The organism is Mesorhizobium sp. M0761 (assembly GCF_040320205.1).
Taxonomy (GTDB): Bacteria; Pseudomonadota; Alphaproteobacteria; order Rhizobiales; family Rhizobiaceae; genus Mesorhizobium.
In genome coordinates this window covers 353,729-371,734 of the sequence record NZ_JAMYPF010000004.1, presented here as the reverse complement: position 1 = coordinate 371,734, position 18,006 = coordinate 353,729, and the positions used below count along the sequence as shown (strand labels likewise).

Below are 18,006 nucleotides of genomic sequence, written 5' to 3'. Positions count from 1 at the left end.
CGCCTTCCCTATTCCGCTGCCGCGACATGGCGCCGGCTGATGCCGCGCATGAATTCGTCAAGCGCCGAGGCCTGTTCGCGGCTGAGATGCAGACCGCGCTTGGTGCGACGCCACAATACATCTTCGGCGGTCAGCGCCCATTCGTTTTCGCTGAGGTAGCGTACCTCGGCCTCATAGAGATCGGCGCCGAAATTGCGGCCGAGATCGGCGTTCGACTTGGCGAGGCCGAGCAGCACTTGCGCGCGCGTGCCGTAAAGCCGGGTCAACCGACGCGCCAGGCGCTGGTCGATGAAAGGAAAGGCGCTCTTCAGCTTCGCCACCTGGACGTCGAAACCGGTGGCCGGGAAATCGCCGCCCGGCAAGGGCGCGTTCGCCGTCCACGGCTTGCCGCGCTTGCCGAGAAAACCTTCGACCTTTTCCAGCATCGATTCCGACAACCGGCGGTAGGTGGTGATCTTGCCGCCGAAAGCGTTGACGATCGGCGCCTTGCCCCCGCCGCCGTCGGCTTTCAGCACATAGTCGCGGGTCGCTTCCTGCGCCTTCGAAGCGCCGTCGTCGTAGAGCGGGCGCACGGCCGAATAGGTCCAGACGAGATCGGGGCGCGTCACGGCTTCAGCAAAATATTCGCTCGCCGCCGCGCAGAGATAGTCGATCTCGGTGTCGCTGATCTTCACGTCATGCGGATCGCCGGGATAGTCGCGATCGGTGGTGCCGATCAGCGTAAATTCTTCCTCGTAAGGGATGGCGAAGATGATGCGCCCGTCCTTGTTCTGGAAGAAGTAGGCGCGCGGATCATCGAACTTCTTTTTGATGACGATATGACTGCCCTGCACCAGGCGCACATTGTGCACGTCGTTCTGGCCCACAGTGGTCGACAGGACGTGGTCGACCCACGGACCGGCGGCATTGACCAGCAGCCGGGCCTTGACCTCCTCTGCCTCTCCCGTCTGCACGTCTTCCACGCGGATCGCCCACAGATCGCCTTCGCGCCGCGCCCCGACGACTTTCGTGCGGGTGCGGATGGTGGCGCCGCGGTCGGCGGCGTCACGCGCGTTCAACACCACCAGCCGGGCATCGTTGACCCAGCCGTCCGAGTACTCGAAGGCCTTGTGAAATAGCGGCTTCAGCGGCTTGCCGGCCGGATCCCTTGACATGTCCAGTGTCCGGGTCGCCGGCAGCAATTTGCGGCCACCAATATGATCGTAGAGGAACAGGCCGAGCCGGATCAGCCAGGCCGGGCGCAGGCCCTTGGCATAGGGCAGCACGAAGCGCATCGGCCAGATGATGTGCGGCGCGTTCTTCCACAGAACCTCGCGCTCCATCAGTGCCTCGCGCACCAGCCGGAACTCGTAGAATTCCAGGTAGCGCAGACCGCCGTGGATCAGCTTGGTCGAGCCGGAGGAGGTTCCGCTGGCAAGATCGTTCATCTCGGCGAGAAATACCGAAAAGCCCCGCCCAACGGCGTCGCGGGCGATGCCGCAGCCATTGATGCCGCCACCGATGACGAAGATGTCACGGACTGCGTCCACAAAGCCCTCCCGCGATTTCGCATTGCAGCATTTTTAGGTTGTTACGAAACCCTAGCGGGATTATTTCGAAATAAGAACGAATGTCAAACGAAATATCAAGGGGCTGTGATAGCGCCGCTATCCGAGCGACGTTTCAATCAATTGCACCTCCGCTTCCTCGCAGATCTTGCGCACCGACGGGATGTCGCAGCGGTCGGTGATGAAGGTGTTTACCTGCGAGAGATGGCCGATGCGAACCGGCGCGGTGCGTTCGAACTTGGTCTGGTCGGAGACCAGGATGACATGCCTGGCATTGGCGATGATGGCTTGCGCCACTTTCACTTCGCGAAAGTCGAAATCGAGCAACGCGCCGTCATGGTCGATGGCCGAGGCGCCGATCACCGCATAGTCGACCTTGAACTGCCTGATGAAATCGACCGCGGCCTCGCCGACAACGCCGCCGTCGGAGCCGCGCACGACGCCGCCGGCGATTACCACCTCGATCGAAGGATAGATGCGCATCCTGTTGGCAACATTGATATTATTGGTGATGACCATCAGCCCGGTATGATCGAGCAGCGCCTTGCTGACCGACTCGGTCGTGGTGCCGATGTTGATGAACAGGGAGGCGTTGTCGGGTATCAGCCTGGCCGCCGCGCGGCCGATGGCCTCCTTCTCGTCGGCGGCAATCTTGCGGCGCGCCTCATACTCCATGTTCTCGATGCCGGACGGGAACAGGGCCCCGCCATGGATGCGCGTCAGCAGCCGCTGGTCGCAGAGATCGTTGAGGTCCTTGCGGATGGTCTGTGGCGTCACGTTGAAATGCGTGGCGAGGTCATCGACCAGCACACGGCCATGGTCCTTCGCCATCTGGATGATTTCGGCATGGCGCGGCGACAAATACACTGAGAACCTCCCGTTTTCGTTTTTCTTGTTTGTAGCTGAAAACGAAAGCGATGAAAAGGGAGACGCCGGCTAATGAAATGTCGATGATTGCAAAGGCGAAATCGATGCAGGCGGGTAACGCTGGCCGGGCAACGTTGCGGGTGCAACAGCGGCGAGTTTGCCGGGCGAGCATGAAGCTGCGTCCGAACCGACCGCGGTTTGGGACCTGACTGGCCTGTTACCCTGTCAGTCCCTCAGCGATCTTGCACACTCGCAGATGACAGTGAAGGCGGCATCGACATCGGCCGCGGTTGTCTCGAACTGGCCTGCCTGGAAGCGGATGGCGACCCGGCCATCGACACGCGTCTGCGTCAGGTAGATACGGCCGTCATTGTTGATGGCGTCGACCAGACGCAAATTGTGCTCGTCGGAGTCAACGCCGGATGCGGCGCGATGCCGGAACGAGAACAGCGACAGCATCGGCTGGCTGGCGAGCTCGAAATCCTCCTCCTCGGCCAGGCGCCCGGCTATGCCTTCGCTCCAGGCGACGTGATTGCGGATCATGGTGCGCAGCGCCTCGAGGCCATGGGCGCGCAGCAGGAACCACAGCTTCAGCGCCCGGAAGCGACGCCCGAGAGGCACCGACCATTCGGAGTAGTTGATGATGCCGTCATGGCCGCGAGTTTTCAGATAATCCGGCTTGATCGCCAGCGTGCGCACGAGATCCTCCGGCTGGCGGACGAACTGGATCGAGCAGTCGAATTGCGCGCCCAGCCATTTGTGCGGGTTGAAGACGATCGAGTCCGCGCCCTCGACACCGGTCCAGAAAGGCCGGTATTCCGGGCAGATCATCGCCGATCCGGCCCAGGCGGCGTCGATATGCAGATAGAGCCCCTGGCGTTTGGCCACCGCGGCCACTTCAGCGATGTCGTCGGTGCCGCCGGTGCTGGTGCCGCCGACGCAAGCGATGATGCCGGCCGGCAAAAGGCCGGCCGCGCGGTCGGCAACAATCGCCGCTTCCAAAGCCGCGGTATCCATGGCGCGGTAGGTGCCGGCGACGGGAATGCGGACGAGGTTTTCCTCTCCAATGCCGGCGACCCAGATGGCGCGGTCGATCGAGGTGTGCACCTGGTCGGAGGAATAGACGCGCAGCCTGCCCTGCGCGAAAAGGCCCTTCTTGTTGCCCTGCCAGTCGAGCGTGCGCTCGCGCATGGTCAGTACGGCGGCCAGCGTCGCCGATGATGCGGAGTCCTGGATGACGCCGGAAAAGCCTTCGGGCAGGCCGAGCGCCTGGCGCATCCAGTCGACGATGCGCGTCTCAAGCTCTGTCGCCGCCGGCGAAGTCTGCCACAGCATGCACTGCGCGGCCATCGCAGAAACCAGATATTCGGCAACCACCGAGACGGGTGCTGCATTGGCCGGGAAATAAGCAAAGAAACGCGGATGCTGCCAATGCGTCATGCCGGGCACGATCTTGGCTTCGAAATCGGCGAAGATCGTCTCCATCGATTCCGCCGCCTCCGGCGGAGAAGCTTCGATGCTCCTGAAGATCTCGCCCGGCGCTATGGCAGGTCGCACGGGCCGATCGCGAAGGCCGGCGCGGTAATCAGCGCCCCAGTCGGCGGCGCGCCTCGACCAGTCGCGGAATTGCTCGTTGTCCATCTATCCTCCCGACGTGCCGATCAGTCCCAGCCGTATGGGTTTTTGATTAACATGTTAAATAGAGTGAGGCAACCGCGACGGAGGTTGCCCGCGCTACCCCGGAAAATCAGGCAGGCTGGCAAAGGCCGTCTTCAACGCGTTCGACCAGCCTTCGGAAATAGCACGATAATATCGATCGTCCTGGCCGATGCGCTTTTTCAAACCCACCGTGAACGTATCCTCCTCCAGGAACAGCAGGTCGAGAGGCAGGCCGACGGACAGGTTCGATTTCAGCGTCGAATCGAACGAAACCAGCAAGAGCTTGACCGTTTCAGCCAGGCTCATCGTCCTTTCATAGGCACGGATGATGATCGGCTTGCCGTATTTGGTCTCGCCGATCTGGAAGAACGGCGTGTCGTCGGTGGATTCGATGAAATTGCCCTCGGGATAGATCATGAACAGCCGTGGCGGGCTGCCCTTGATCTGGCCGCCGAGGATGAAGGAGGCGTTGAAATAGGAATCCGCCTTTTCGCCGGCAGGCGACGAGCTGGCGATGACTTCCTTGACGGTGTCGCCGACCAGCCGCACCGTCTGGTACATGGATGGGGTCTCGAGCAGCGTCGCGTGGCGTTCCGCCACCGCCTTGGTGCGCTCGTCGAGCAGGCTGACCACGGCCTGCGTTGTGGCCAGATTGCCGGCCGACATCAGCACGATGACGCGCTCGCCTGGCTCTTCCCAGACATGCATCTTCTTGAAAGTGGAGATCGAATCCATCCCGGCATTGGTGCGCGTGTCCGACATGAACACGAGCCCACGATCGATCTTGAGGCCGACGCAATAAGTCATGGAATCTCTTCAGGCAGCAATCTTGCCGGAGACTACTGCTCTACCGTGACGGTGACTGCAAGCTGTTCCTCCGCCTGTCCCAGTCGAATTCCCGACACCGGCGAGGCGTCGCGATAATCACGGCCGGTGGCTACCCTGACATAGCGTTCATCGGGGGAAATGCCGTTGGCGGCGTCGAAGGCGACCCAGCCGAGACCCTGAACATGGGCTTCGGCCCAGGCATGGCTCGCCGCCTGCTCGATGGCCGCATCCATCATCAGATAGCCACTGACATAGCGGGCCGGAAAACCCATGACGCGGGCTGCGGTGACAAAGATGTGGCTGTGATCCTGGCAAACGCCGGTCTTCAGCGCCAATGCCTCTTCCGCCGGGGTCGTCACGCTTGTGGTGCCCGGCGTGTAGGCGACGCGCTCGACGATCAGCGCCATCAGCCGATGCAGCCTTTCGATGTCGGTACCTTTGCCGACCGCCGCGGCAAGCTCGCTTATGCCCTCGCCGGGGATGGTCAAAGCTGTCTCCTGGCTGAACAGCCACAGCGGCGCAAAGCCGTGATGCGGGCCGGACACGCCTGCTGTGTCGCGCGTCACAACCTCGCCGGAGGCTTCGACGGTGATGAAGTCGCGCTCGCCATCGACGCTCAACAACCTGTTATCGTTGCCGAAATGGTCGTTGAAGCGGACTTCCTCGCGCGCGCCCTCGATCTTCAGCGCCCAGGACAAGACGGTCTGCGTCGGTCCGCTGACCGGCAGCAGCCGCAGCCGCTGCAGCAGATAATGCACCGGCGCGTCGTAGCGGTATTCGGTCCGATGGGTGATTTTCAATCGCATATCAATTGAACCGGTAATCTTGTGCGATCTCTTCGCCAAGCTTGGTGTTGTCTTGAATGAACCTGGCCAGGAATTCGTGCAGGCCGGCGTCGAATATGTCCTTGATCGACCCTGCCTGCAGCATCGCCTGTGTCCTGTCGACGGTGGCGTGGCAGGCATGACGGTCGCCATAGTCGTCGCCGAGGAACTTCAGATGCTCGGCAAGAAAACGATAACAGAAGGTCAGCGAACGCGGCATGCGCACATTGAGGATCAGATAGTCGGCAATGTTGGTGGGTTTGTAGTCGGCCTCATAGACCCAGCGATAGGAACGGTGCGCCGACACCGAGCGCAGGATCGATTCCCATTGGTAGTTGTCGAGGCTCGAGCCGACCCAGGAGATCGACGGCAGCAGCACGTAGTATTTCACGTCGAGGATGCGTGCCGTGTTGTCGGCCCGCTCGACATAGGTGCCGAGTTGTGAGAAGTCGAAGATCTCGTTGCGCAGCATCGTGCCGTAGAACGAGCCGCGGATCAGCGCCGTCTCGCGTTTGATGGCGTCGAGCACACTCGGCAGGTCGCGCTCGTCGATCGGCTTTGCCAGCATGCGCTTCAGGGCCATCCAGGCTTCGTTGATGCTCTCCCAGGTCTCGCGCGTCAGCGCGGTGCGCACCATGCGGGCATTGTTGCGAGCGGTCTCGATCGCCGACATCGTGCTCGACGGGTTCGAGGTGTCGCGCAGCAGGAAGTCGGCGACATTGGCGGCGGTGTAGTCCTTGTATTTCTGCGTGAAGGTGACGTCGGAGCCGGCGCTGAGCAGCACCGAATTCCACTCTTCCGACGCGCTCTGGGTGCGGGTCAGCGCCATGCGAAGGCCGGCATCGACCAGACGCGCCATGTTTTCCGCCCGCTCGATATAACGGTTCATCCAGTAGAGCCCGTTGGCGGTGCGGCCGAGAAGCATGGCAAGACCCTTCGGGCTAGTGAGTAGGGAATAGTGAGTAAGGATTAGTAAGCATTTGAATCTCTGTGGAATATGGCATTTCTTGTCCCTCTACTGCCTACTGCCTACTGCCTACTGCCTACCTAATCGTCCAACACCCACGTATCCTTCGTCCCGCCGCCTTGCGAGGAATTCACGACCAACGACCCCTCCTTCAGCGCCACCCGCGTCAAGCCGCCGGGCACGATCTGGATTCGGTCGGAGACCAGAACATAGGGTCGCAAGTCGACATGGCGCGGCGACAGGCCTTTTTCTGTCAGGATCGGGCAGGTCGACAGCGCCAGCGTCGGCTGGGCGATGTAGTTGGAAGGCTTCGCCTGCAGCTTCTTGGCGAAATCCTGGCATTCCTTCTTGGTCGCAGCCGGCCCCACCAGCATGCCGTAGCCGCCGGAGCCGTGCACTTCCTTGATGACCAGCTCATGGATGTGTTCGAGCACGTATTTCAGGCTGTCGGGCTCCGAGCAGCGCCAGGTCGGGATGTTGCCGAGGATGGCTTTGCGGCCGGTGTAGAACTCGACGATGTCGGGCATGTAGGAATAAATCGCCTTGTCGTCGGCGATGCCGGTTCCCGGCGCGTTGGCGATGGTGATGTTGCCGGCGCGGTAGACGTCCATGATGCCGGGCACGCCAAGGGCCGAGTCCGGCCGGAAGGTCAGCGGGTCGAGGAAGGAATCGTCGACGCGCCGGTAAAGCACGTCGATCTGCTTGTAGCCTTCGGTCGTGCGCATAGCGACGTGGCCGTCTACAACGCGCAGATCCTGGCCTTCGACCAGTTGCACGCCCATCTGGTCGGCGAGGAAGGCATGTTCGAAATAGGCGGAGTTGAAGCTGCCCGGCGTCAGCACGGCAATGGTCGGTGCGCCCTTGGTGCTTTGCGGCCGCACTGCCGCCAGCGACTGGCGCAGCAATTGCGGATAATTCTCCACCGGCCGCACCTTGATCTGCTGGAACAGCTCGGGAAAGAGCTGCATCATCGTCTCGCGGTTCTCCAGCATGTAGGAGACCCCCGACGGCGTGCGCGCATTGTCCTCCAGCACGTAGAACTCGTTCTCCGAGATGCGGACGATGTCGACGCCGATAATGTGGGTGTAGACGCCGGCCGGTGGCCGCACTCCGATCATTTCCGGCAGGAACGCCTCGTTCCTGGCGATCAGCTCCCTCGGCACGCGGCCGGCGCGCAGGATTTCCTGGCGGTGGTAAATGTCGTCGAGGAAAGCGTTCAGCGCCTGCACGCGCTGCTCGATGCCTTGCGTCAGCCTTCGCCATTCATTGCCGGAGATGATGCGCGGCACGATGTCGAAGGGGATCAGCCGCTCGGAGGCTTCCTGCTCGCCATAGACGGCGAAGGTAATGCCGGTCTTGCGGAAGACGCGCTCGGCGTCCTGCATCTTTTCGGTAAGCCTGGCCGGGTCCTGCTCCTTCAGCCAGCGGTCGTAAGCCGTATACGGTTGTCTAAGCCCGGAAACTTCCGGAAGCATTTCATCGAACGCTGCCAATCGCATACTCCCCTGTGACGCCATTTCACTGGCGTCGCGGGAGAAAATCAAGCGCAATCGGTGATTTGGAGGATATCGGCGATCAGTATGTTCCGACTGCCCAAAATTCGGGCAGTCGGAACAGGACCTTAATCAGGCTCTGCCTTGTCGCCGGGCAAGTGCCTGATGCGGCTCTAGCAGTTCACCGGGCAAGTGCCTGATGCGGCCATAGCAGTTCACCGTTTCATGGAAACGGCGACCTGCCATGGCTTTTTGCTTTGACGCAATTCCGGACGGAAAACCGCTTCACATTTTTTTCCTGGAATTGCTTTAGAAAGCGCGGAAAGTGACGACCGTGAAGGTGTCCTTGATTCCGGGAATAATCTGCACCTTCTCGTTGACGAAGTGGCCGACATCTTCCTCGTCGTCGACGTAGAATTTGGCAAGCAGGTCGTAATTGCCGGCGGTCGAGTAGATTTCCGAGGCGATTTCGGCATCGGCGAGCGCGCTGGCGACCTCATAGGACTTGCCCAGATCGCACTTTATCTGCATGAAAAACGTCTTCATTGCCGGTCCCGATCAAGCTTCAGCACACAAGCGGCCCTTGTGGCAGACTGCCGCCCGGCTTTCAAGCATCAGGCCGAGCGCGCCTTGGCGACGGCTTGTCTCAGTTCGGACACCGGCATGCCGCGCCGATACAAGTTGCCGCCGATGACCAGGGCTGGCGTGCCGCGCAGCTTGAAAGCCGTCGCCTGGGCTTCGGTGCGGACAAGGGCAGCGTCGATGTCGGGTTCACGGATGGCGAGGTCGGCACGCACCATCGCCACATCGACACCGACGGAAGAAAGGATGTCGTTGGTGCGGCGTTCCGAAAGGCCGCGCTGGTTGGTCATCAGCGCATCGACCGCCGCGCCATAGTGTTCGCCGCTCAGCAGCGTCACCCGCGCCGCGTCGCGCGACACGTCGCCGAAGATCGGCCAGTCCTTCATCACAAGCCGGACGCCGTTGTCCTCTTCCATCAACTTCTTCAGTTCGACGAAGACGAGCTTGCAGATCGGGCATTGATAGTCGACGAATTCGGCGATGGTGACGTCGCCATCGGGGTTGCCGAGCGCTGGAATGGCGGGATCGAAGGCGACTTCCGTGACAGTCGGCCCGGTGCTTGCCCAGGCGGGCAAGGGAGCCAAAACTGCGAGGCTTGCCGCGCCCTTCAGCAAAAGGCGCCGGTCGATCGGCTGCTTGAACATGGTCGTCCCCTGGTTGCGCGAACGGGTCCCCACCCGTCCCTACGATGCGCGCCCCGCGTTAAAGGAGGCTTAAGCATGATCATGTGGCACTTGCGTGGCGAATATTGCGGTTGCTGAAACCGTGAGGCTCCGCAAACCGTATGGTATGATGCGTCCCGGGACAGGTTTTGTTGGGGGACAATGGAGACAGGCCATGCGCCGCACCGCATTCGCAGTTGTTTCATTGCTGTTCGCGTTGTTCGTGTCGGCAGCCCTTGCCGGCGACGCCGAAGTCAAGGCCGGCCAGGCCGTCATCGATGGTCAGTTGAAGGCGCTCATCGCCAATGATGGCGCCAAAGCGTACAGTTTCGCCGCTCCAAATGTGAAGCGCATCTTTCCGACCGTCGACACCTTCATGAACATGGTGACCAACGGCTATCCGCCGGTGCGCCAGCCGCAGAGCTATTCCTTCGGCAAGGTCGAGCAGATGGGGCCAACTTCGCTAATCCAGCAAGTGCTGATCGTTGGGCCCGACGGCAAGGACTATGAGGCGGTCTACACGCTGGAACAGCAGCCCGACGGCAGCTTTCAAATCACCGGCTGCAGCTTGCGTGCAGCGAATTCGCTCAGCACCTAGATGTGCTTATAGCACCGGAATATCGCCCCTCGCCCATCCCTCTGAAATGTCTGATGTGTGCGCCTCGAAGGCCTTTGCCTCGATCGCGGCGCGAATGTCCTGCATCAGCTTCTGATAGTAAGACAGGTTGTTCCAGGTCAGAAGCATCGCGCCCAGCGCCTCCTGCGAGCGCACGAGATGATGCAGATAGGCGCGTGAATAGTCGCGTGCCGCCGGGCAGTCACTCTCCTCGTCCAGCGGCCGCGGATCGTCCGCATGGCGGGCATTCCTGAGATTGACCTTGCCGCGCCTGGTATAGGCCAGGCCATGGCGGCCGGCGCGGGTCGGCATCACGCAGTCGAACATGTCGATGCCGCGCGCCACCGATTTCACGATGTCGTCCGGCGTGCCGACGCCCATGAGATATCGAGGCTTGTTGTCAGGCAATTCCGGACAGGTGATCTCCAGCATATCCAGCATCACCGCTTGCGGCTCGCCGACGGCCAGGCCGCCGACGGCATAGCCCTTCAGCTCCATCGCGCTCAGCGCCTGCGCCGAGCGCACCCTGAGTGCTGCGTTGTCGCCACCCTGGACGATGCCGAACATGGCCTTGCCGGGCTGGTCGCCGAACGCTGTCTTGCAGCGCTCGGCCCAGCGCAGCGACAGCTCCATCGCGCGCTCGATCTGCTTGAGGTCGGCCGGCAGCGCTGTGCATTCGTCGAGCTGCATCTGGATGTCGGAATCGAGCAGGCCCTGGATCTCGATCGAGCGCTCCGGCGACATCTCGTAGGCAGCGCCGTCAATGTGCGAGCGAAAGGTGACGCCCTTCTCGGTCAATTTTCTGAGCTTCGACAGCGACATGACCTGAAAACCCCCACTGTCGGTCAGGATCGGCTGTGGCCAGCGGGCGAACTCATGCAGGCCGCCAAGCCGCGCCACGCGCTCGGCGCCTGGCCGCAGCATAAGATGATAGGTATTGCCCAGAATGACGTCGGCGCCGACGCCGCGCACCTGGTCCATATACATGGCCTTGACCGTGCCGCCGGTGCCGACCGGCATGAAGGCCGGCGTGCGGATTTCGCCGCGCGGCATGGTGATGGAACCGCGCCGCGCCTTGCCGTCGGTGGCGAGGATCTTGAAGGTGAATGTCTCAGCCATTGAATTCCTTGTCATGGACAGGCGCGCCTGGCGCCTGCCTGTCGAGCGACTGGCGGTATTGGATGCAGCCGCGCATGAATTTCGGCCATGGCGGCACGGCAATCGATGGATCGGTCTTTTCCGGCAGCAGGTCCCACAGGTTGGGATGATGCCAGCATAAATCATGGCCGGTAGAATCTCGGTGCTGGCGAATGCCGGCACGCAATTTCTTCACTTCGGCGATCAGGCTTTCGCGATCAAAGGCCTGCAGGTCATCGTCCATCGCTCATCTCCGCTCGATAAAGCAGGCTTGCATCTCCGTAGGAATAGAACCTGTAATCGTTCCCGATGGCATGAGCATAGGCCGCACGCATCGTATCTAGGCCGCTGAAGGCCGAAACCAGCATGAACAGCGTCGAACGCGGCAGATGGAAATTCGTCATCAGCAGGTCGGCGGTCTTGAACCGATAGCCCGGCGTGATGAAGATGTCGGTCGGGCCGGACCAGGCGGTCAGCGAGCCATCAGGCCGTGCCGCGCTCTCCAGCAGGCGCAGCGAGGTCGTGCCGACAGCGATGATGCGCCCGCCCCGCGCCTTGGCGCCATTCAGAGCGTCGGCTGTTGCTTCGCTGACCGAGCCGGTCTCGGCATGCATCTTGTGGTCAGCGGTGTCGTCCGCCTTGACCGGCAGGAAGGTGCCGGCGCCGACATGCAAGGTGACGAAGCGGCGTTCGATGCCTTTTGCATCCAGCGCGGCAAACAGCTCCGGCGTAAAATGCAGGCCTGCGGTGGGGGCAGCGACTGCGCCCTCCTCCTTGGCATAGATTGTCTGGTAATCCGTCAGGTCGCGTGCGTCGTCGTCGCGCTTGGAGGCGATATAGGGGGGCAGCGGGATGTGGCCGACGGCGCGCAGCGCTTCGTCGAGAAATGGGCCGGAGAGGTCGAAGCCGAGCAACGCCTCGCCGGCGTCGCCCTTCTCGATCACCGTGGCGTCGAGTTGGCCGAGAAAACAGGAATTGCCGTCATGGCCGAAATGGATGCGGTCGCCGGCGGCGATGCGCTTGCCCGGCCGCATGAAGGCCAGCCAGCGGTCCGGCGCCATGCGCATATGCAGCGTGGCGTCGACCTGCGCCTGCGCTTCGCCGCGCCGCCTGATGCCTCTCAACTGGGCAGGAATGACCTTGGTGTCGTTGAAGACCAGCACGTCGCCCGTTCTGAGCAAGGACGGAAGGTCGCGCACCGCGCGGTCCGCAAAGTCTTCGCCTGGCCTGACCACCAGCATTCTGGCGCTGTCGCGCGGCTCGGCCGGGCGCAGCGCGATGCGCTCCTCCGGCAGGTCGAAGTCGAAGAGATCGACGCGCATCAGTAGAGCCGGACGAGCAGCGCTCCGGCCAACAGCAGCACCGCGCCGGCGATGCGGCCGAGCGAAATCTCGCGCACCGCCACGCCGAGAAAGCCGACGCGATCGATCAGCATGCCGGCCAGCAACTGGCCGGCAACCAGGAACGCCATCAACGCGGCTGCACCAATGCGCGGCGTAAGAATGGTTGACAGGGTAACATAGAAACCGCCGAGCATGCCGCCGGCGATGAACAGCCAAGGCGCCGGCGCCTTCCAGTCGAGCGAGATGTCCTGCAGCCGCACAACGGCAATGGAGATGATACCAAGCACGATCGCGCCCGACAGGAACGAAAACGCAGCAGCCGCGACCGGGAGTCCCAGGCCGCGCGCCAGCTGCGAGTTGATCGGCGCCTGGACGGCGATGAAGGCGCCTGACAGGATGCCGAGCAGCGACCAGACCAAGCCCATCATCTTCGTTTGTCCTTACCTGACGTCGGCCGCGACCTTCAGCGACACGATCTTGTCGGGATCGACCACCGGCTCGCCGCGCTTGATCTTGTCGACATTGTCCATGCCTTCGATGACCTGGCCCCAGACCGTGTACTGGCGGTTGAGGAAAGCGGCATCGTCGAAGCAGATGAAGAACTGCGAATTGGCCGAGTTCGGGTTCTGCGAACGGGCCATCGAGCAGGTGCCGCGGCCATGGTTGGCGTTGGAGAACTCAGCCTTCAGGTCCGGCTTTTCCGAGCCGCCCATGCCCGCACGCGAAGGCGCGAAGGTCGGCTTCGACGAATTGCCGAACTTCACGTCGCCGGTCTGCGCCATGAAGCCTTCGATGACGCGGTGGAAGACCACGCCGTCATAGGCGCCTTCGCGGGCCAGTTCCTTGATGCGGGCGACGTGGCCGGGAGCCAAATCGGGGAACAGTTCGATGACGACCTTGCCCTTGGTCGTTTCCAGGATGAGCGCGTTCTCGCGGTCCTTGATCTCAGCCATGTCGTATATCCTTTATCTCAGAAAACAGATTGATTTGATTGGTTTACTTGTCGGCGGCGATGCGTACCTTGATCATGCGGTCGGGCTCGCTGACCGTGCCGTTGTCGGCCTCGTCGCCCTTCTTGATCTTGTCCACCAGCTCCATGCCGCTGACGACACTGCCAACGATGGTGTACTGGCCATCGAGGTTCGGCGCCGGCGCGAACATGATGAAGAACTGCGAATTGGCGGAGTTCGGGTCCTGCGAGCGGGCCATGCCGAGCGTGCCGCGCTTGAAATGTTCGCTCTGCGAGAATTCGGCCGGCAGGTCGGGCAGGTCTGAACCGCCAGTGCCGACGGCCTCGGGGCTGAACCCCTTCTTCATGTTGCCGAACTTGACGTCGCCGGTCTGCGCCATAAAGCCGTTGATGACCCGGTGGAATGCGACATCGTTATAAGCGCCTTCACGCACCAGCTCCTTGATCTGCGCGACATGCTTGGGTGCCAGGTCGGGGCGTAGCGCGATGGTGACGTCGCCGTTCTTCAAGGTGATGACCATGGTGTTTTCCGGTTCGGCGGCGAAGGCCGAAACGGATGCGGTCGCGAGACCGGCAAGCACGACGAGGAACGAGGCGAGCTTTTTCAGCTGCATAAGGGATCTCCGAAGGTCTTTGTTAGGGTGCATGTCGTTGCCCCAAAACCGGCATCCACTTTGGGGCGACATGCACTATTTCGCGAATTTGGCGGTGAGCGCACCGGCAACGGCGGCCGGTACGAAGGGACGGATGTCTCCGCCCATCGAGGCTATCTGGCGCACAAGTGTGGCAGTAATGGTGCGTACCGATGGGCTGGCGGGCAGAAAAACCGTCTGCAGTTCCGGCGCCATGGTCTCGTTCATGCCAGCCATCTGCATCTCGTAATCGAGATCGGTGCCGTCGCGCAGGCCGCGGATCATGATCGAGGCGCCATGCTTGCGGGCCGCGTCGATGACCAGCCCGTCAAAGGCGACGACCTTGATCCGGTCGCCGTCGCGGCCAAATTCAGCCTTGGTCGCGGCCTCGATCAGCTTCACCCGTTCGTCGAAGGAAAACAGCGGCGTCTTGCCGGGGTGGGTGCCGATCGCCGCATAAACCGTGTCGGCGACAGCCAGCGATGCCTTCAGGACATCGAGATGGCCGTTGGTCAGCGGGTCGAAGGAGCCGGCATAAAGGGCGATGCGATCGGTCATGGGAGGTGCTTCTAGCGGGGCATTGGGCGGAAGGCAAATGCGATTGGGAACATCTGCGTGAACCTTTTCGCAGACATGAACGACAGATGAATGCCTTGATCACGAAGACTTCACGCCGCGTTCGCTAGTTTGCACTTCGGAAAATGAAACCAAAACCCGATCTAACCGTTGGATAGGCGCAGGAGAACACGCACATGCTGATCTACATGCTCGCCACCGCAATGACCGTCGCCATGCTGATCGCCACCGCATTCGGATTGCATAGCGAGGCAGAGCGCGTCCGTGTCCGCACAAAGCGGTTCGAAGGTTTCGGCGCTCGCTGGCCCCACCGTCGCCCCTGATTTATTGCTAGTTCTTGTTTGCGCCGGCCCATCGGGCCGGCGTTGTTGCTCAAACCTATTCGGTGCTGTCCGGTACGGCATCTCCGGCGCCGGCCTCAATGACACCCTCTTCGACATCCTCGTCGGCCTGCGGCTCCGAAATCCGTTCGACCGAAACCACCTTCTCGCCTTCGGCGGTGTTGAAGATGGTCACGCCCTTGGTGGCGCGGCTGGCGAAACGGATACCGTTGACCGGCACCCGGATGACCGTGCCGCCATCCGAAACCAGCATGATCTGGTCGTCATTGCCGACCGGGAAAGTCGCCACCAGCTGGCCGATCTCGGCCACCTTCGACACGTCGGTGGCGCGGATGCCCTTGCCGCCGCGTCCGGTCAGGCGGAAATCGTAGGATGACGAGCGCTTGCCGTAGCCATATTCGGTCACCGTCAGCACATACTGCTCATGCGCCTTGAGCTCTTCGTAACGGCTGTCGGAAAGCTCGGTCTCCTCGCCAATCTCCTCATTGGTGAGTGCAATCTCTTCTTCCTCGCCGGTCACCTCGGCGGCAAGCCGCCGCTCCAGTGCTGCCCGCTTGAGGTAGGCGGAGCGTTCCGCCGGTGAAGCATCGACATGCTCGATCACCGACATGGAGATGATGCGGTCGGTCTCGGCCATGCTTATGCCGCGCACGCCGACCGAATTGCGGCTCTGGAAGACGCGCACATCGCCAACGCGGAAGCGGATGCACTGGCCGGAGCTGGCGGTCAAAAGCACATCGTCATTGTCTGTGCAGGTCTCGACGCCGAGGATCTCGTCGCCCTCCTCCTCCAGCTTCATGGCGATCTTGCCGTTGCGGTTGACCTGGACGAATTCGGACAGCTTGTTGCGGCGCACGGTGCCGCGCGTGGTGGCGAACATGACGTCGAGTTCGCCCCAGCTGGTCTCGTCCTCGGGCAGCGGCATGATGGTGGTGATGCGCTCGCCCTGCTCCAGCGGCAGCATGTTGATCAGCGCCTTGCCGCGCGACTGCGGATTGCCGATTGGCAGCCGCCAGACCTTTTCCTTGTAGACGATGCCGCGCGAGGAGAAGAACAGCACCGGCGTATGCGTGTTGGCCACAAACAGCCGGGTGACGAAATCCTCTTCCTTGGTCGACATACCGGAGCGGCCCTTGCCGCCGCGGCGTTGCGCCCGGTAGAGCGACAACGGCACGCGCTTGATGTAGCCGGAATGGCTGACGGTGACGACCATGTCCTCGCGCTGGATCAGGTCCTCGTCTTCCATGTCGGCGCCGCCGTCGGTGAGCTCGGTGCGGCGCGGCGTGCCGAACTCGTCGCGCACGGCGGCAAGCTCGTCCTTGACGATCTGTTGGATGCGGGCGCGGGACGACAGAATGTCGAGGTAATCCTTGATCTCGTCGCCGATGGTGTTCAGCTCGTCGGCGATTTCGTCACGGCCGAGCGCGGTCAGGCGCTGCAGGCGCAGTTCGAGGATTGCGCGCGCCTGTTCCTCGGAGAGGTTGTAGGTGCCATCCTCGTTGATGCGATGGCGCGGATCGTCGATAAGCAGAATCAATGACTCCACGTCCCCGGAGGGCCAGCGCCGCTCCATCAACTGCTCGCGCGCCGTCTGCGGATCGGGCGCGGTGCGGATCAGCTTGATCACTTCGTCGATGTTGGCGACGGCTATGGCGAGGCCGACCAGCACGTGGGCGCGGTCGCGCGCCTTGCGCAGCAGGAATTTCGTGCGCCGGCTAATCACCTCTTCGCGGAAGCTGACAAACGCCTTCAGCATGTCGGTCAGGTTCATCAATTCCGGCTTGCCGCCGTTCAGCGCCACCATATTGGCGCCGAAGGAGGTCTGCAGCGGCGTGAAGCGGTAAAGCTGGTTGAGAATGACGTCGGCGACAGCGTCGCGCTTCAGCTCGATGACGACGCGGTAGCCCTGGCGGTCGCTTTCGTCGCGAATGTCGGAAATGCCTTCGATGCGCTTGTCGCGCACCAGCTCGGCCATTTTCTCGATCATCGAGGCCTTGTTCACCTGGTACGGGACTTCCGTGATGATGATCGATTCACGGTCGTTGCCGCGCTGTTCGACATTGACCTTGCCGCGCATGACGATGGAGCCACGGCCCGTCGCATAGGCGCTGTAGATGCCGGAACGGCCGAGCACGATGCCGCCGGTCGGGAAATCGGGACCCGGAATGATCTCCATCAGCGCCGGCAAATCGATCGCCGGATTGTCGATGATGGCGATGGCGCCGTTGCAGATCTCGGCCAGATTGTGCGGCGGGATGTTGGTGGCCATGCCGACGGCGATGCCGCCGGAACCGTTGACCAGAAGATTGGGGAAGCGGGCCGGCAGCACCTTCGGTTCGGTGTCGGATGCGTCATAAGTCTCCTGGAAATCGACGGTTTCCTTGTCGATGTCCTCCAAGAGTTCATGTGCGACCTTGGTCAGCCGCGATTCGGTGTAGCGCATCGCCGCCGGCGGATCGCCGTCGATGGAGCCGAAATTACCCTGCCCGTCGATCAGCGGAACGCGCAGCGACCAGTCCTGCGCCATGCGCACCAAGGCGTCGTAGATCGAGGCGTCGCCATGCGGATGGTATTTACCCATCACGTCGGCGACCGGGCGGGCCGACTTCACATATTTGCGGTTCCAGTGGTAACCGCTCTCATGCGCCGCATAGAGAATGCGGCGGTGCACCGGCTTCAGGCCGTCGCGCACATCGGGCAGCGCACGGCTGACGATCACGCTCATGGCATAAGAGAGGTAGGAGCTCTGCATCTCCTCGATGATGGAGATGGGCTCGATGCCGGTGGGGCCGCCGTCGGCGCCGCGCGGGGGTTTTTGGTCGGTCAAATCGGATCACAATCTAATCAGGAATCATTGACCGCTTATATAGGAAGCACGGCCGAAACTCCAATATTCGTGGTGCTTTTCCAACGACAATTTCAGTGGTAAATTCAAATGGATACCTCTGATTGCGACGATTTG

Annotated in this window: 19 protein-coding genes; 2 read left to right on the top strand and 17 right to left on the bottom strand. The window is 61.9% G+C overall.

All coding sequences use genetic code 11. The features are described 5' to 3' along the window. Positions 1 to 8: 8 nt before the first annotated feature. The 9 genes from glpD to NKI32_RS09465 all read right to left on the bottom strand — a co-directional run bounded on the left by glpD (position 9) and on the right by NKI32_RS09465 (position 9,411). Positions 9 to 1,529, bottom strand: a complete 1,521-nt coding sequence (glpD, locus tag NKI32_RS09505; protein ID WP_353002541.1) for a glycerol-3-phosphate dehydrogenase — start codon at positions 1,527 to 1,529, stop codon at positions 9 to 11. 117 nt (positions 1,530 to 1,646) lie between these two features. Then, positions 1,647 to 2,414 (bottom strand): DeoR/GlpR family DNA-binding transcription regulator, encoded by a 768-nt coding sequence (locus NKI32_RS09500; RefSeq protein ID WP_023670971.1) that lies wholly within the window; start codon positions 2,412 to 2,414, stop codon positions 1,647 to 1,649. Positions 2,415 to 2,639: 225 nt separating this feature from the next. Further along, positions 2,640 to 4,055, bottom strand: coding sequence for a pyridoxal phosphate-dependent decarboxylase family protein (locus NKI32_RS09495; RefSeq protein WP_352754414.1), 1,416 nt, complete (start codon positions 4,053 to 4,055; stop codon positions 2,640 to 2,642). A 93-nt stretch (positions 4,056 to 4,148) separates the two neighbouring features. After that, positions 4,149 to 4,880: a proteasome-type protease gene (locus tag NKI32_RS09490; RefSeq protein WP_023684646.1), complete on the bottom strand. Its 732-nt coding sequence runs from the start codon at positions 4,878 to 4,880 to the stop codon at positions 4,149 to 4,151. A 32-nt stretch (positions 4,881 to 4,912) separates the two neighbouring features. Further along, a complete protein-coding gene (locus NKI32_RS09485) occupies positions 4,913 to 5,707 on the bottom strand; it encodes a transglutaminase family protein (RefSeq protein ID WP_023739978.1) in 795 nt (264 codons plus the stop codon). Position 5,708: 1 nt separating this feature from the next. Further along, positions 5,709 to 6,650 carry an alpha-E domain-containing protein gene (locus NKI32_RS09480; RefSeq protein WP_023693403.1) on the bottom strand — a complete coding sequence of 314 codons (942 nt, stop codon included), beginning with the start codon at positions 6,648 to 6,650 and terminating at the stop codon, positions 5,709 to 5,711. A 122-nt stretch (positions 6,651 to 6,772) separates the two neighbouring features. Beyond that, positions 6,773 to 8,185, bottom strand: a complete 1,413-nt coding sequence (locus tag NKI32_RS09475; protein WP_023670964.1) for a circularly permuted type 2 ATP-grasp protein — start codon at positions 8,183 to 8,185, stop codon at positions 6,773 to 6,775. A 309-nt stretch (positions 8,186 to 8,494) separates the two neighbouring features. Continuing rightward, positions 8,495 to 8,731, bottom strand: coding sequence for an Lrp/AsnC family transcriptional regulator (locus NKI32_RS09470; RefSeq protein ID WP_023670963.1), 237 nt, complete (start codon positions 8,729 to 8,731; stop codon positions 8,495 to 8,497). Positions 8,732 to 8,799: 68 nt separating this feature from the next. Continuing rightward, the gene (locus tag NKI32_RS09465; RefSeq protein WP_023693402.1) at positions 8,800 to 9,411 is read right to left on the bottom strand and encodes a DsbA family protein; all 612 of its coding nucleotides are present in this window, start codon (positions 9,409 to 9,411) and stop codon (positions 8,800 to 8,802) included. Positions 9,412 to 9,604: 193 nt separating this feature from the next. Here NKI32_RS09465 and NKI32_RS09460 point away from each other — a divergent pair, with 193 nt between their 5' ends. Beyond that, positions 9,605 to 10,027, top strand: coding sequence for a DUF4864 domain-containing protein (locus tag NKI32_RS09460; RefSeq protein WP_023684643.1), 423 nt, complete (start codon positions 9,605 to 9,607; stop codon positions 10,025 to 10,027). Between the two features lie 6 nt (positions 10,028 to 10,033). Here NKI32_RS09460 and tgt read toward each other — a convergent pair whose 3' ends face one another. From tgt to coaD, 7 genes are all read right to left on the bottom strand, one after another. Continuing rightward, positions 10,034 to 11,164 carry a tRNA guanosine(34) transglycosylase Tgt gene (tgt, locus tag NKI32_RS09455; RefSeq protein ID WP_023715836.1) on the bottom strand — a complete coding sequence of 377 codons (1,131 nt, stop codon included), beginning with the start codon at positions 11,162 to 11,164 and terminating at the stop codon, positions 10,034 to 10,036. Continuing rightward, a complete protein-coding gene (locus NKI32_RS09450; protein WP_023684641.1) occupies positions 11,157 to 11,426 on the bottom strand; it encodes a hypothetical protein in 270 nt (89 codons plus the stop codon). The genes tgt and NKI32_RS09450 overlap by 8 nt, the downstream gene beginning before the upstream one ends. After that, complete coding sequence (queA, locus tag NKI32_RS09445) at positions 11,416 to 12,504, bottom strand: tRNA preQ1(34) S-adenosylmethionine ribosyltransferase-isomerase QueA (protein WP_023834129.1); 1,089 nt, start codon at positions 12,502 to 12,504, stop codon at positions 11,416 to 11,418. Before queA ends, NKI32_RS09450 begins: the two co-directional genes overlap by 11 nt. Further along, positions 12,504 to 12,953: a DMT family transporter gene (locus NKI32_RS09440; protein ID WP_023684639.1), complete on the bottom strand. Its 450-nt coding sequence runs from the start codon at positions 12,951 to 12,953 to the stop codon at positions 12,504 to 12,506. Before NKI32_RS09440 ends, queA begins: the two co-directional genes overlap by 1 nt. Before the next feature lie 12 nt (positions 12,954 to 12,965). Then, a complete protein-coding gene (locus NKI32_RS09435; protein ID WP_023693397.1) occupies positions 12,966 to 13,478 on the bottom strand; it encodes a peptidylprolyl isomerase in 513 nt (170 codons plus the stop codon). A 43-nt stretch (positions 13,479 to 13,521) separates the two neighbouring features. Next, positions 13,522 to 14,016 (bottom strand): peptidylprolyl isomerase, encoded by a 495-nt coding sequence (locus NKI32_RS09430; protein ID WP_502897932.1) that lies wholly within the window; start codon positions 14,014 to 14,016, stop codon positions 13,522 to 13,524. Between the two features lie 168 nt (positions 14,017 to 14,184). Then, positions 14,185 to 14,685, bottom strand: coding sequence for a pantetheine-phosphate adenylyltransferase (gene coaD / locus NKI32_RS09425; protein WP_023670954.1), 501 nt, complete (start codon positions 14,683 to 14,685; stop codon positions 14,185 to 14,187). A 194-nt stretch (positions 14,686 to 14,879) separates the two neighbouring features. Here coaD and NKI32_RS09420 point away from each other — a divergent pair, with 194 nt between their 5' ends. Then, positions 14,880 to 15,026: a hypothetical protein gene (locus NKI32_RS09420; RefSeq protein ID WP_023670953.1), complete on the top strand. Its 147-nt coding sequence runs from the start codon at positions 14,880 to 14,882 to the stop codon at positions 15,024 to 15,026. Between the two features lie 55 nt (positions 15,027 to 15,081). Here the strand turns inward: NKI32_RS09420 and gyrA are convergent, their stop codons facing one another. Next, complete coding sequence (gyrA, locus tag NKI32_RS09415; protein WP_353002539.1) at positions 15,082 to 17,871, bottom strand: DNA gyrase subunit A; 2,790 nt, start codon at positions 17,869 to 17,871, stop codon at positions 15,082 to 15,084. Between the last annotated feature and the right edge of the window lie 135 nt (positions 17,872 to 18,006).

Excerpts from the sequence above, each read along its gene's own strand:
- NKI32_RS09430 (WP_502897932.1), bottom strand. The coding sequence starts at position 14,016 with ATGGTCATCACCTTGAAGAACGGCGACGTCACCATCGCGCTACGCCCC.
- NKI32_RS09480 (WP_023693403.1), bottom strand. The coding sequence starts at position 6,650 with ATGCTTCTCGGCCGCACCGCCAACGGGCTCTACTGGATGAACCGTTAT.
- NKI32_RS09485 (WP_023739978.1), bottom strand. The coding sequence starts at position 5,707 with ATGCGATTGAAAATCACCCATCGGACCGAATACCGCTACGACGCGCCG.
- tgt (WP_023715836.1), bottom strand. The coding sequence starts at position 11,164 with ATGGCTGAGACATTCACCTTCAAGATCCTCGCCACCGACGGCAAGGCG.
- NKI32_RS09420 (WP_023670953.1), top strand. The coding sequence starts at position 14,880 with ATGCTGATCTACATGCTCGCCACCGCAATGACCGTCGCCATGCTGATC.
- NKI32_RS09440 (WP_023684639.1), bottom strand. The coding sequence starts at position 12,953 with ATGATGGGCTTGGTCTGGTCGCTGCTCGGCATCCTGTCAGGCGCCTTC.
- NKI32_RS09435 (WP_023693397.1), bottom strand. The coding sequence starts at position 13,478 with ATGGCTGAGATCAAGGACCGCGAGAACGCGCTCATCCTGGAAACGACC.
- NKI32_RS09495 (WP_352754414.1), bottom strand. The coding sequence starts at position 4,055 with ATGGACAACGAGCAATTCCGCGACTGGTCGAGGCGCGCCGCCGACTGG.
- NKI32_RS09465 (WP_023693402.1), bottom strand. The coding sequence starts at position 9,411 with ATGTTCAAGCAGCCGATCGACCGGCGCCTTTTGCTGAAGGGCGCGGCA.
- NKI32_RS09450 (WP_023684641.1), bottom strand. The coding sequence starts at position 11,426 with ATGGACGATGACCTGCAGGCCTTTGATCGCGAAAGCCTGATCGCCGAA.
- NKI32_RS09460 (WP_023684643.1), top strand. The coding sequence starts at position 9,605 with ATGCGCCGCACCGCATTCGCAGTTGTTTCATTGCTGTTCGCGTTGTTC.
- NKI32_RS09470 (WP_023670963.1), bottom strand. The coding sequence starts at position 8,731 with ATGAAGACGTTTTTCATGCAGATAAAGTGCGATCTGGGCAAGTCCTAT.
- coaD (WP_023670954.1), bottom strand. The coding sequence starts at position 14,685 with ATGACCGATCGCATCGCCCTTTATGCCGGCTCCTTCGACCCGCTGACC.
- NKI32_RS09490 (WP_023684646.1), bottom strand. The coding sequence starts at position 4,880 with ATGACTTATTGCGTCGGCCTCAAGATCGATCGTGGGCTCGTGTTCATG.
- queA (WP_023834129.1), bottom strand. The coding sequence starts at position 12,504 with ATGCGCGTCGATCTCTTCGACTTCGACCTGCCGGAGGAGCGCATCGCG.